Here is a 13,598-nt window from a genome sequence, read left to right on the forward strand (position 1 = left end):
GAAATCAACGGCCTTATTCCAATATTAAGTAATAACCATATATTTGCCTTCTAAAATCCACAAATGTCCAAGACACTTTCTATCATTATTCCTGCATATAACGAACAGGGTACCATCCTGGAAATTCTGGAAGTTTTAAAGAACGTAACCCTCCCCGAGGGACTCCAAAAGGAGTTGGTGATAGTTAACGACTGCTCGAAGGATAATACACTGGCCCTTATAAACCAATTTATTCAGGAAAATGGGCAAATGGATATTGCTATACACTCGTTTACCAAAAACCAAGGAAAAGGAGCCGCATTACACAAAGGGATTGCACTTGCTACGGGAGATTATATTATTATCCAAGATGCCGATTTGGAGTACGATCCCAATGAGTACACCGTGTTACTGAAGCCAATATTGAGCGGTAACGCAGATGTAGTGTACGGTTCTCGGTTTATGGGAGGCAACCCACACCGTATATTGTTTTTTTGGCACACCATAGGAAACAAATTTCTCACATTTTTGAGCAATATGTTCACCAACCTGAACCTGACCGATATGGAAACCTGTTATAAACTCTTTAAAGCCGATATGTTGAAGAGTTTAACACTACAAGAAAAGCGTTTTGGTTTTGAACCTGAAGTCACGGCAAAGATATCCCGGGTGCCCAAAGTGCGCATTTACGAAGTTGGAATTTCATATTATGGCAGAACCTATGAAGAAGGAAAAAAAATAAACTGGAAGGACGGCGTACGGGCGCTATGGTGCATTTTAAAATATAATATCTTTAAACGATAAGCAGCACTTTACTTTGGCGGTTCAACTTTTTTGAACATTAATTCTCCAGCGTCGTTATAATATTGGTACACTCCTGGCTCCACCTCTTTTTTGTGGATTATAAAACTCTCGTCCGGTTGTATGTTTTCAGCATAGGCATCATTCCCTGAAAGATGTGAGAATAAAATCCTGAATACATTTACGGGTGAGTCCATTTTATCGTCAAAAGTTGGGATCTCATTTCCGGGCCAACGTATGGTTAAATTCGATTTTAATATTGAGTTTATTAAAGCAGGTTCTTCAACGGGTGCGTAACACTCCCTTGTGTATCTCAATCCTACATAACCTCCGTGGTCGGCCATTATCAAAATCAAAGCATCGGGGTCTTTTTCTAGTACAGCGCTTATCATGGTAGTGAGCATAGTGTTTGCCTCATCCAGCCTGTCCAGATATTTTTCACGTTCTTCCTCTACTCCGCCAGACAGATGCTCTAGGCTACTTACATGCCAGGGGAATAAGAACTGTACAAAGAAGAATTTTGGTTTATCAATTCCATCATTCAAAAAATTAAGGAAAGGCTCCACTACGGGCTCACGCTCTCCCATACCTTTATGGAGGTATTTTATATTGTCGTAATCTATATTGGTGTGATGATAGCCAAGCTCTGGCCTATTCAGCATGAAATAGCGGGAAGAGGAAACAAAATACGTTTCGTACCCATTGTTCTTAAAGATATTTAGTACTGGATTATCGGTAATAATTATTTCTGAAGCCTTTTCAACTTCTTCTAGCTCTAGGTTAAAGTCGTAATAATGGTGCTTCATGGTGAAGGTTGCGCCATTAGATGCTTGTGTGGTTATATAATTGGTCCTAAAATCTGGATATGTCTTGAAAGAATTTTCAGAAAGAAAACCCTCAAAACCACTGTTGTCAAAACTATAAGGGGGTTCCTTGAGTTGCTGAAACCCAACATAGCCATCGGGTTCGAAAAAATATACATTCGGTTTCTTCTGGAAGACCACCTGCTCTATATCGTCAGGTTGTTCCTTCCAGCTATTATCATACGTAAGCCTGTTGTATAATTCTTTTGTTAGCACGAAAAATGCCACTATTGCCATAAGAAATTGAAGCACGATCAATTTTTTAACATGTTTGTGTAAAAAATAAGCAAACAAGGCTCCAGCAGCAATGCTATAGGCTATCAACTTTCGTTCAATAGGTACGTACAGTAACGTTTTCAGAATAAAAAAGAAAACAAAGACCGAAAGAAAAGGTATGACATATTTTTTGTATATACTAAAAACCGCTAGCTGAGAAATTTTATGCAACACATAAAAAATAGCTACCGGTACGCATACGAACATCCCCATGAGATATACAAAATGCACCCAGGTATCCAACATACTGAAGTTGTTGGAATAATAATACAGTGTAGGGTACAAGCTAGCTGCAAGGCCTGCCACGAGCGGATAGTCCTTTTCACTATTAAGAAATCTTTTCAAAAAGTTTGGTTTATTGGCCATACTTAAAGCTTTTCAAAAACAACCGTTCCAGTACTGTCTATCACTTTATAAATCCCCCTTGGGGCACCATCGCTTATTATGGTGTAACTAGCGTCTTCCTGTAAATGCTCCAGGTATTTGGCATCTTCGCTCAGGTAGGAGAACAGTATCCTAAAGGTATTGATGCCTGTCTTAAAGTGCTTGTCTATCGCAGGAGCATCACCCTTGGGCCATTTCACAGATAATTGTGTGCTAAAGGCAGAGTACACCCAGTCCCTGTCCATAGATTTATTTCTAACTTCCAGCATATACTCATACCCAACATATCCACCGTGGTCCGCCATAATCAGGATAAGACCGTTGGGGTCTTTTTCCTGAATCATAGCTATCATTTTCTTGAGACGTTCGTTGCTTATATCCAGATTTTGCTTGTAAATGGCCGCTTCCTTCTTAGCACCCTGGGAAAGATTTTTTTGTGATTGGACGTGCCCTGGTTTAAATACTTCTATAAAAAAGAATTTGGACTGGTCTTCATCTTCCTCAAGATATTTTTTAAGTGGCACCAAGATGTCCTCTTCTTTCTGAAAGCCATCAGTAATAAAATCTATGTCGTTATAGTCGAAATTACAAGCGTCGTAACCCATCTCCGGAAAATTACTGAGTAGGTACGATGCTTCTGCAAGGAAATGGGTTTTGTATCCGTTCTTCTTAAAAGCATTGAGCACCGGATTATCTGAAATTATCACGTTTCGGGCATTGGCAATCTCACTAAAGTTGAAACCATTGTTGTAGTAATGGTGCTTCATAGTGAAGGTAGAGCTGTTGGATACAAGTGTGGAGGTGTAGTTACTACGAATATTTGGATAAACCGTGAAACCATTATCCTCTAGGAAATCCCAATAGTCACTATTGTCAATCTGGTAGGCACCTTTGCCCATTTCTGAAATATTTACATACCCGTCTGGCTGGATATAATACACATTGGGGCGCTTTTTAAAAACAACCTCTTCAATATCGTCCGGTTGCTGTGTCCATTCGTTGGAATACGTCCATTGGTTGTGTATGGTAGGGAACAACCAGAAGAGCCCAATGAGTGCTAGCACCAATTGCAATACCACCACTTTTTTGAAAAACTTTCTTAGGAAGATTGCAAAAACCGCAGCGATTACCAATAAAATTATGGTGAACACCCATTGTATATTGGCATAAAGGCATATTTGGACAAAACCCAAAAAAGCAGCCATATTTATAAACGGAAAAGCAAAGGGTTTTACTTTTTTTACAAAAGGCAGATAACTAAAAAACTGTATCCCCACAAATGTACACACTGGAGCCACCAAGAAGAGTCCCACAAAAAAGGCGAAATGCTTCCAGGAGTTTATCAGAGAGAAGTTATTGGTGTAAAAAAAGATAATGGGATATAAACCAGCAGCCAGCCCGGCCAATATGGGAAAGTAGTACGAACGTTTTGAACGCTGTTTCAAGAATTAATAGTTTTTAAAGTACAACTTACTTTCGTTTCATAAGGTACAGGATACGCTTGGTTCCCTGCACGGGCTCTTTCTTTACAATAGTATAAAACTGGGAGTAGCCAGCTTCAAAATCGTTTTCATTATAAAAATCGAAATGATTGATGAACTCACGCTTACGCACCAACAGACTCTCCACCCAGGAATCCTCTCTCTTTGGGAACTCAATGATCAAGGTTTCAGAAAATTTAGCAAAAAATTCGGCCGATTTCTCAAAGGGAACATTGCCAGAAAGTGTAATATGGTGAATCAACGCCAATGCCATAGTCACATCTGGGGCATAGGTTTGCAAACGATCGATCAACGAATTTCTTTCGGTATTATTAAAGCCAATACCCGGCGCAGGTTGCAACACATCGCAAACAAAGGGGAGCATGTTGGCCTCCTTATTTTGCTGTACCTGGGTATAGTTATGGTCTACGGCATTACTGTCTATATCTGTCACGATTACATCGGGCACTTTGTCCAGCACGGTTCTCGCAAAGGTGCCGTCGTTTCCACCCACATCTATCAAGCGTTGTGGATTCAAGGGGGTTACCCATTCCTTGATCAGTTTTTTCTTGCCCTCAAAAGCAGCTTTTTCGTAATTCGTTTTATCGTAATAATTGCCCCACTCGGTGGTTTCTTTCAGCTCCAGCTTTTTTATAAAGTTGAAAAGGCTTTCCAGGATATTGTTCTGCGCCTTTTTTGAAAGTTTTGCCACCTTGGTTTCGGCCTTGTAATCTTCGCTGTGCTTACTTTCCATTTTTGCCAGCAAGTGAATGTTGGTATGGATGGTAGCACTCAATTTTGTCTTTCCAGGCAGCATAGAGGAAATCAGTTTTACCGGAATCCCGTCTATATGCGTCTGTAACATTTTAAAGATTTCGGTGCCATGGTATTTTGCCAACACCAATGGCCCAAAGAAATGTGTGATAAATTGTTTATAGGCGCGCCACGGGGTATCTTCCTCATAAAAGTCGAAAGAAAGCGTGTCTATAAAAACAGGTTTTCCCTTATGGAACGTAACGTTATAAGCCGAAGCATCCTTTAATATAAAACCTTTGGAAAGCGCATATTTTTGAATTTTGAGCGTGTGCAGTGCAGCATGTTTAAATTGCTGGAAGCTCCACTCATACGGATTTGTAATAAATGGGATAGGCTCTGGTGTGATAATTATTGTATCGTCTTCAACCTGTGTTTCGGTATGTGGGATAAGCAGTCCCTGCTTTATTAACGTATTGAAAAAACCACTGTCCCTTAATTTTTTGTACTGCGGAAAATAGATCGGTTTTATAACACGGCGAAGGATATCGCCATCGTGAAACATATACCCCGAAGGATCTCTAAACGAAGCTTGGTGCTTAGCTGTAAGTGTGGTAGATGTTTTATTTTTTGTGCTCATCGGTATCATCGGTTTCAGCATCATTATCTTCAATGTCTATGGAGTCGTAAGTGTCATCCTCTTCCTTCAACAAACCAAAAAATGCCTTCACCTTATACCATGCATTTTTTGAAAACAATAAGATTCCTGCTGCTGCAGCTACCACGGCTTGTACGATCATGGCACCTAGCCCTGGATCGAAATACAAAAAATTCATATCTGTTTTTTTTCTGAAACGTTACCGTTACAATTTGGTAACAAATAAACTAAAAAAGAGCCAAAATATTCAATTCTGGCTCTTAAATCTTTTATTGTTTGTTACGCTTTCTATCTACCTCTTTCAGGTATATTTTACGTAATCGAAGATGGTTTGGGGTTACCTCGACATATTCGTCTTTCTGGATATACTCCAAGGCTTCTTCCAAAGAAAACTTTATGGCAGGAACAATCCTGGCCTTATCGTCTGCCCCGGCCGAACGTACATTGCTCAATTTTTTTGTTTTGGTCACATTCACCACCATGTCATCCTGTCTTGAATTTTCACCAATAACTTGCCCCTCATAGATATCCTCGCCCGGATTTATAAAGAAACGGCCACGGTCCTGGAGTTTATCGATAGAGTATGGAATGGCCGTACCATTTTCCATAGAGACCAAACTACCGTTTTGTCGTTCTGGAATTCCACCTTTCATAGGTTGATACTCCAAGAAACGGTGGGTCATGATAGCCTCTCCGGCTGTAGCGGTCAACAGTTGGTTACGCAACCCAATGATCCCCCTTGAGGGTATATGGAATTTACAGATCATACGGTCGCCCTTAGCTTCCATGCTGGTCATTTCTCCCTTGCGAATGGTTACCATATTTACGGCGGTACCGCTCACGGTCTCAGGGAGGTCTATGGTTAATTCTTCAACGGGTTCGCATTTCACCCCATCAATCTCTTTAATGATTACCTGTGGCTGTCCAATTTGCAGCTCGTACCCTTCACGGCGCATGGTCTCAATCAACACCGAAAGGTGCAATACCCCACGGCCAAAGACCATAAATTTATCGGCACTATTGGTTTCTTCAACACGCAGGGCCAGGTTTTTTTCCAACTCTTTGGCCAAACGTTCCTTGATATGGCGAGAGGTTACATATTTACCATCTTTTCCGAAGAAAGGGGAATCGTTAATAGTGAAAAGCATACTCATGGTAGGCTCGTCTATGGCAATGGTTTTTAGGGCTTCAGGATTTTCAAAATCGGCAACAGTGTCGCCTATCTCAAAACCTTCAATACCTACCAAGGCGCAAATATCTCCTGCCTGTACTTCCTCTACCTTCATTCTTCCCAATCCTTCAAAGGTGTGCACTTCCTTTACACGCGATTTCTTGATGGTCCCGTCACGTTTTACTAGTGAAATAGGCATACCTTCCTTAATGGTTCCGCGTAATAGACGGCCAATGGCGATACGTCCTGTGAAGCTAGAATAATCTAAGGATGTGATGAGCATTTGTGTAGTCCCCTCTTCAATTTTTGGGGAAGGGATGTGCTCTAACACCATATCCAGAAGGGGTTCTATATTGTCAGTCTCATTTTGCCAATCGTCGCTCATCCAGTTGTTCTTGGCAGATCCGTAAACGGTTGGGAAATCCAATTGCCATTCTTCGGCACCCAGCTCGAACATGAGATCGAACACCGCTTCGTGCACCTCATCCGGGGTACAGTTTTCCTTATCAACTTTGTTCACCACTACGCAGGGCTTTAACCCTAGATCAATGGCTTTTTGCAATACGAAACGGGTTTGGGGCATAGGGCCTTCAAAAGCGTCTACCAAAAGTAGTACGCCATCTGCCATATTGAGCACGCGCTCTACCTCTCCGCCAAAGTCGGCGTGACCTGGGGTATCAATGATGTTTATTTTGGTTCCCTTATAGGTAACCGATACATTTTTTGAAGTAATGGTAATGCCTCGCTCGCGCTCCAGGTCGTTATTGTCCAGGATAAGCTCACCTGTTTTTTCGTTTTCACGAAACAAGCTACAGTGGTGCATGATTTTATCTACCAAGGTGGTCTTACCGTGGTCAACGTGTGCAATAATTGCGATGTTCTTTATTTCCATCTTAAACGCCCGTGAGACGGGATACTTTTAAAATTAGCAGCAATACTTTTCTGCGCCCTTTTTTAGGCGGTGCAAAAGTAGTGATACCATGTGGATATTTGCCTATAAGATCACATTGTTTTTTTGGTAAGCACAGTAGTTTTAAATAATTATGTATCATATAGGCACATTGTCTCCCCGCTATATTTCAATATACTATGAGAACAGCAGTACTTTTTATTGTATCAATTTTCGGTTTTTTTGTTTCGAATGCTCAGTTTGGGCCTGAACAGATTATTTCTTTGAATAATAACAATGCAGGAAATGTTTTGCCAATGGATTGGGACAATGATGGTTATGTAGATGTTGTTTCTGGAGCGTATGGAAAAGTTGTTTGGCATAAAAATATGGATGGCAATGGTACATTTGGCCAAGAACAAATAATTGCCAATACCAATGGAGGTGCATACCAATTTGTAGATTTTGACAACGACACTGACCTGGACATATTGTACGGGTATGTAGTTCCCCCAAGTTCTTACAGGATTGTTTGGATAGAAAATGAAGATGGTGTGGGAGCTTACGGTCCAGAACAATTAATTGTAGAAGGGGAATCTACATTTAATATGAGAGTTGCTGATCTTGATAATGATAGTGATGAGGATATCTTGGTGGTGCATAATTTAAATTCTTTCCAAGAAGAGTTAGTATGGTATGAAAATATGGATGGGCAAGGAACTTTTAGTTCAGAACATTATATCGCCACTGATTATTTTTCTGGGTACCCAATAATCATTGACGATATAGATGAGGATGGAGATAACGACATCATAGCTTGTACTTGGGATTTACTTCCCGGAAAAATTGATCTATATAGAAATGATGGGGCTGGCGACTTTGGAACAGCAGAAAATTTGTTTCAATTTGATTCCTTTGTTTCAGATACTTACAAAGCTGAGAAGCTTATCATCACAGATTTGAATAATGATGGAATTAAAGATCTACTAATAAATGCAGGGCACGATGAATTCCTTAATCGGATTATATGGCTTGAAGGAATTGACGAATCACCTACATTTAACGAATCTGAAATTATATACAATTACGAAACAGAACTTTACCTTAGCTCCATGGAGCCCCATGACATAGACAATGATGGCGATCAAGACCTGTTACTTGGCTTTAGTATGGGCAATAGTTATGGCAACTTCAGCTATATGTTAAATGTTGATGGGTTTGGAAGTTTTGGCGACATTGTAATTGTAGATGAGACCATTGTAAGAACGGGAGAAGTCACTGCCGCAGATTTAGACCATGATAACGATTTAGACGCCATAGTATGTTCCGCATTTGCCCAAAGGCTCTCTTGGTATGAAAACATGGGCAATTTAGGAGTAGGAAATGCAACTATGCTAACTTCAACACTATACCCCAACCCTACAAAGGGAAAGCTTTACATCAATTCTTCAGAAAAGGTCTCTTTTGTTACAATTCTAAACACCTACGGTGCAATTGTTTATGAAGAAGATAATCCAGTCGAGATAGATTTGAGCACATACCCCACAGGAATATATTTTGTTAAACTAACCACTATTTCTGGACAAAAAACTGCTAAGAAAATTATTAAAGAATAACCCTAGGCACTCAGCTGGTTATCTTGCAACTCACTTACCCTATCTGCTGCCTGGTTAAAGTTCACCACATAATACGCCAGATAAGAAACCGCAATTATATAAAAGGCCCTCTCAGCATAGTATGCTGGGTCGTACCCCAAGAAATAGGCCGCAAGGCCCCCTAGGTCCGAAAAGATAAACGCCAAGATACACAACAATAGATTTAAGGACTGTTTCCCCTCGTACGCTTCATTATATAAAAACCCGAACAACGCCATAAACAACATTACCGCACTCTGGGTAAAAAACAATATAAGTTGGGTATCGTTATCCAGCGAGGGGATAATGATATCGGAAAGATAAAATACATTAAAGATATTCAACACAATAATCCCCAACCCAAAGAGAACCAATGTTAAGCTAAAGCGCAATACAGGAAGTCTCCTAAACACAAACAAGGTTATAACCGTATACAAAGATACAGTGCACAACAAGGAGATTGTCTTAAACAAAGGCGATTCGTAAAAAAGGATAGATACGTCCTTCGCTACCAATAACAATAGCCCCAAAAAGAGCAAGCTTTTCTTAAATCCGTTCTTAAAAAGTACAAATAGTAGTATTGCAACAGAAGAAAATAACCGTACTGCCCTTGATATTTCAATATCGAAAAAGAAAATGACCGATAGATTCAGCAGAACTAATAATATCCCCAAATGTAGCAACCCCATATTGCTACCAAAAGTAGTTTTCCCCATAACTTTGCTAATATGTTGTAAGTTACAATTTTACGAAATTTCCTACAAATTGTAAAATATCCCCAATCTATTTTAAAGTACGAAGGCTATTGGGCTTCGGTTTTATTATTACGTATCTTTGTTATTAAATATCATTACCACAAAGATGAATCTAGATGCAATCCCAAAGCTAAAACATACCAACTCCAACAATTTCTTTCTGTTAGCGGGTCCTTGTGCCATAGAGGGTGAGGATATGGCACTGCGCATAGCTGAAAAAGTAGTAACCATAACCAATAGACTTGAAATACCTTACATCTTTAAAGGAAGTTTCAGAAAAGCAAACCGGAGCCGTATAGATAGCTTTACCGGTATTGGTGATGAGAAAGCTTTAAAAATACTTCAAAAGGTTTCAGAAACCTTCGATATCCCAACCGTTACAGATATCCACGAAAGCAACGATGCTGCCATGGCCGCTGAATATGTAGATGTATTGCAAATCCCTGCATTTTTAGTTAGGCAAACCGATTTGGTGGTAGCCGCCGCTAAAACCGGTAAGGTGGTAAACCTTAAAAAAGGGCAGTTTATGAGCCCCGAGAGTATGCAGCACGCGGTGAAAAAAGTAACCGATAGTGGGAACAACCAAGTATGTATTACCGAGCGTGGGACCATGTACGGCTATCAAGATATGTTGGTAGATTTTAGAGGGATCCCCACAATGCAAGAATACGCTCCAGTTGTTTTGGACGTAACACACAGCTTGCAACAACCCAACCAAACTATTGGGGTTACGGGCGGCAGACCTGACATGATAAGCACCATTGCCAGAGCAGGTATAGCCACTGGAGCGGACGGCCTTTTTATTGAAACACATTTCGATCCCGCCAATGCAAAAAGTGATGGAGCCAATATGCTAGATCTGTCTCACCTGGAAAAACTCTTGACGAACCTCACTGCGATCAGAAAAACAATAATCACGCTGTAAATCCTGGCTTTCTGGTACGGTAGGCCTCATCGACACATTCCACAATTAGTTGTGCATCCATTTGGTCTGGATGCGTATAGCGTAACGATTTTACAAACTTCCTGTTTTCTGTGACCAAGGTATCCAAATGTAATTCCCAAGAATCCCGAACCCAAAAACAGAGATCAAAGTATCCTTTTGTAATATTAAAATAACAAATAGGCGCCTTCTCCACAAAATACATGGGGAGACTCCATTTGTATTTTAAATCGGCTTCTGGCAATGTCTGCTCCACCAATACCTGTGCTTCCAGCAACATGGTCTTGAAGGGTTCAGGTTGCTTTAAGATGTAAGTTTCAGCTGGATTCATAATTGCAAAATAGTACAACTATCTCTCATTTAAAAAAGAAAAGGCCACTTACAACAAGTGACCTTTTATGAAGTAACCCGCCTAGACTAACTCCCCAATTAATATTATGACGGGTTTTAAATGTATGGTCGGGATTATTCCTCTACCACCAAATCATTTTCAAAATTCTATTTTTTTTAGTTTTCATACAAGAGGGTTTTTCCTGTTTATTGGGGGGATTTTTCCTGTTTCTGTTAAAATTTCTGAAAATGGATTTAAGACAAATAAATAATTTATAAAACAAACCGAAGTGTGAGTGATTTTTTTCTTTATGGTATTGGATTTATCTGGGCAGGTTTCTCAGGTTCAACTCTTGGGATATTGTCTAGGATTTTCCTGGGTTGCTCATTTCCATTGCCAACATAATTATGTATCCATCAGCACATTGGGTAGCTTGGGCGGTTACAATTGTGTTTGGAGTTGGGTTGCTTTTACTTCAGAAGCTATGTTTCAAGAGGAATATGTCCAACAACAAACCTACTATCAGCTAACAATATTTTAGACCAAAATTTATTTTCATATTATGTAGATTTGCCAAAAACCGAATTTTATGAGACCCCTTTTATGTATGTTGGCCGTAGTATTCTCGTGCCAAGTATTTTCCCAAGAACGACAAACAGCCACCTTTGGCGAGCCCAGCAGTATAGAACTTAACATGAAATCCTACCCCAAGGATCCCGAAGCCGCAGGTGTGGTACTATTTGAAACTGGCCGAAACAGCGTACAGCTGGTTAACGATAGGATAAGGCTCATAAAAGAGGTGTTTGTAAAAATGAAGGTGCTGGATGCTAAGAATTTTGATCATGCAACCGTAACGATACCCTATTACGTAGGTGGAAAATTTGATGAAAAAGTACAGGACATAAAAGCCATTACCCATAATGGCACCATGAAAACATACCTAAAGCCAAGTAACATATTCACGGAGGATCCCACCCAAAACTGGGCCTTAAAAAAATTTACCTTTCCCAATGTACAGGATGGAAGCGTACTGGAGTACAGCTACACCATAGAGTCGCCGTATTTTTCACATCTGGGTGGTTGGGATTTCCAGAGTACCATCCCTAAAATGTATACCGAGTTTGAGTCTGAGATACCTGGTAATTATGTGTACCGAAGAAGTCTTTTGGGTAGTGAACCGCTGTATATTAACAAAATTTCTGTAAAAAAGAATTGTTTCTGGCTACCTGGTATCGCACAAAATGCCGATTGCGAATGGGGCCAATATGCAATGAAGGATGTGCCCGCCTTTAAAACGGAAAAGTACATGCTCTCTGAAAAAAATTACATGGCACGTATAAAATATGAACTGAAGGAATACACAGATGTAAGGGGCAATAAAACTGAAATCACCCGAGAATGGAAAGATGTTGACAAAGAGTTTAGGACCGATAGGGATCTGGGACGGCAGCTTGGCTACAAAAACTTTTTTGAGAACAACCTGCCTCCCAACATACTTGCCATAAAAGACCCAATGGAAAAAGGGAAAGCTATTTATTATTTTATACAGGACCATTTTAACTATAATGGCAAACAACGCATCCTTACGGACATTCGCGTAAAAGAGGCGTTTGAAGAAAAGGTGGGAAACAGCAGCGAGATAAACCTTTCGCTAATAAACGCATTGGAAGCTGCTGGACTGGATGCTTTTATTGTTTTAATATCTACAAGGGATCGGGCATTGCCAACAAAAGGCTACCCCGTACTTACCGATTTTAACTATGCACTTGCCCTGTTAAAAATTGGCGACACCAATTATTTGTTGGATGCCACAAGCAAGTTTACACCCTTTGCAGTACTCCCCTATCCTGCACTCAACAAAATAGGGCGTGTTTTGGACAACAAGAACGGAAGCTATTGGATAGACATACTACCCAAGAAGAAAAACGTTACCTATATAAACGCACAACTTAGTTTTACTGAAAACAACGAAGTCACAGGTAAGGTAAGCGAAACCTACGTAGGATATCCAGCTATGGAAGAGCGCAAGCAAATTGTAAAATTGGGCAAGGAAGACCACAAAAAGGAAAAGGAAAAACTTACGTTCGACACAACTATCAACGATTTTAATATAGAAAACCTAAACAATGTAGCCGAAAACTTAAAGGAAACCTACACCTTGGAGATTACTCCAGAGACCACAGGAGACAAACTATATCTTTCCCCTTTTTTCTTAAGGACTTTTTATGATGAAAACCCCTTTAAATTGAACGAGCGCAACTATCCGGTAGAATTTGGGTTCCCTTATTCCGAAACTTTTTTGATGAGCCTGGATTTAAACAACCAGTACACCATAACTGAAATACCTCAAAATACCATTGTTAAACTTCCCAATGGTGCTGGCGAGTGTTCAGTCGTGTATGGTGCCACTGGAGGGAAGTTGTCCATCAGGTTCAGTTTAAAGGTGAACGAGTATTACTTTACCCCTGAAAAATACCAAAGTCTGAAGGAATTTTTTGATGCCGTAGTTACCAAACAGAACAAAGAGGTTGTGGTACTGGAGAAAATCTAACAACCTAAAATTTGTTGACAACTCAAACTTTAGTGATGATATTTGGGTAAAAACCAGCGTTTTTACTGTTTAAATTTAATAAAGAAGGTAATTTCTTCTATATTTATAATTCAACTAACAAATTTTCTT

At 40.0% G+C, this 13,598-nt stretch carries 12 protein-coding genes; 5 read left to right on the forward strand and 7 right to left on the reverse strand.

Annotated elements, in window-relative coordinates; translation table 11 throughout:
- Window positions 1-63 precede the first annotated feature (63 nt).
- On the forward strand, window positions 64-783 hold the full coding sequence (locus C8D94_RS14525) for a glycosyltransferase family 2 protein (RefSeq protein WP_115124698.1): 720 nt from the start codon (window positions 64-66) through the stop codon (window positions 781-783).
- Between the two features lie 8 nt (window positions 784-791).
- On the opposite strand, the gene C8D94_RS14530 is transcribed toward C8D94_RS14525, so the two are convergent.
- From C8D94_RS14530 to typA, 5 genes are all read right to left on the reverse strand, one after another.
- Window positions 792-2,264 carry a sulfatase-like hydrolase/transferase gene (locus C8D94_RS14530; protein ID WP_170134788.1) on the reverse strand — a complete coding sequence of 491 codons (1,473 nt, stop codon included), beginning with the start codon at window positions 2,262-2,264 and terminating at the stop codon, window positions 792-794.
- A gap of 23 nt (window positions 2,265-2,287) precedes the next feature.
- A complete protein-coding gene (locus C8D94_RS14535) occupies window positions 2,288-3,748 on the reverse strand; it encodes a sulfatase-like hydrolase/transferase (RefSeq protein WP_115124700.1) in 1,461 nt (486 codons plus the stop codon).
- A gap of 25 nt (window positions 3,749-3,773) precedes the next feature.
- Window positions 3,774-5,177 carry a class I SAM-dependent methyltransferase gene (locus tag C8D94_RS14540; RefSeq protein ID WP_115124701.1) on the reverse strand — a complete coding sequence of 468 codons (1,404 nt, stop codon included), beginning with the start codon at window positions 5,175-5,177 and terminating at the stop codon, window positions 3,774-3,776.
- Window positions 5,161-5,373 carry a hypothetical protein gene (locus C8D94_RS14545; protein WP_115124702.1) on the reverse strand — a complete coding sequence of 71 codons (213 nt, stop codon included), beginning with the start codon at window positions 5,371-5,373 and terminating at the stop codon, window positions 5,161-5,163. The genes C8D94_RS14540 and C8D94_RS14545 overlap by 17 nt, the downstream gene beginning before the upstream one ends.
- Window positions 5,374-5,464: 91 nt before the next feature.
- Window positions 5,465-7,258, reverse strand: coding sequence for a translational GTPase TypA (gene typA / locus C8D94_RS14550; protein ID WP_115124703.1), 1,794 nt, complete (start codon window positions 7,256-7,258; stop codon window positions 5,465-5,467).
- Window positions 7,259-7,455: 197 nt separating this feature from the next.
- Between typA and C8D94_RS14555 the strand changes: the two genes are divergently transcribed.
- The gene (locus tag C8D94_RS14555) at window positions 7,456-8,871 is read left to right on the forward strand and encodes a T9SS type A sorting domain-containing protein (protein WP_115124704.1); all 1,416 of its coding nucleotides are present in this window, start codon (window positions 7,456-7,458) and stop codon (window positions 8,869-8,871) included.
- Between the two features lie 2 nt (window positions 8,872-8,873).
- Here C8D94_RS14555 and C8D94_RS14560 read toward each other — a convergent pair whose 3' ends face one another.
- On the reverse strand, window positions 8,874-9,605 hold the full coding sequence (locus tag C8D94_RS14560; protein ID WP_115124705.1) for a hypothetical protein: 732 nt from the start codon (window positions 9,603-9,605) through the stop codon (window positions 8,874-8,876).
- 145 nt (window positions 9,606-9,750) lie between these two features.
- Here C8D94_RS14560 and kdsA point away from each other — a divergent pair, with 145 nt between their 5' ends.
- On the forward strand, window positions 9,751-10,569 hold the full coding sequence (gene kdsA, locus C8D94_RS14565) for a 3-deoxy-8-phosphooctulonate synthase (RefSeq protein WP_115124706.1): 819 nt from the start codon (window positions 9,751-9,753) through the stop codon (window positions 10,567-10,569).
- Here kdsA and C8D94_RS14570 read toward each other — a convergent pair.
- Window positions 10,559-10,918 carry a DUF1801 domain-containing protein gene (locus C8D94_RS14570; protein ID WP_115124707.1) on the reverse strand — a complete coding sequence of 120 codons (360 nt, stop codon included), beginning with the start codon at window positions 10,916-10,918 and terminating at the stop codon, window positions 10,559-10,561. The two genes, kdsA and C8D94_RS14570, sit on opposite strands and share 11 nt — an antisense overlap.
- Window positions 10,919-11,238: 320 nt before the next feature.
- Here C8D94_RS14570 and C8D94_RS15580 point away from each other — a divergent pair, with 320 nt between their 5' ends.
- Both C8D94_RS15580 and C8D94_RS14580 read left to right on the forward strand, forming a co-directional pair.
- Entirely contained in the window at window positions 11,239-11,286 is a 48-nt protein-coding gene (locus C8D94_RS15580; protein ID WP_115124732.1) for a DUF1361 domain-containing protein, read from the forward strand.
- A gap of 221 nt (window positions 11,287-11,507) precedes the next feature.
- Window positions 11,508-13,469, forward strand: a complete 1,962-nt coding sequence (locus C8D94_RS14580) for a DUF3857 domain-containing protein (RefSeq protein ID WP_115124708.1) — start codon at window positions 11,508-11,510, stop codon at window positions 13,467-13,469.
- Window positions 13,470-13,598: the final 129 nt, after the last annotated feature.

It is taken from the genome of Marinirhabdus gelatinilytica, from assembly GCF_003353425.1.
GTDB classification, from domain to species: Bacteria; Bacteroidota; Bacteroidia; order Flavobacteriales; family Flavobacteriaceae; genus Marinirhabdus; species Marinirhabdus gelatinilytica.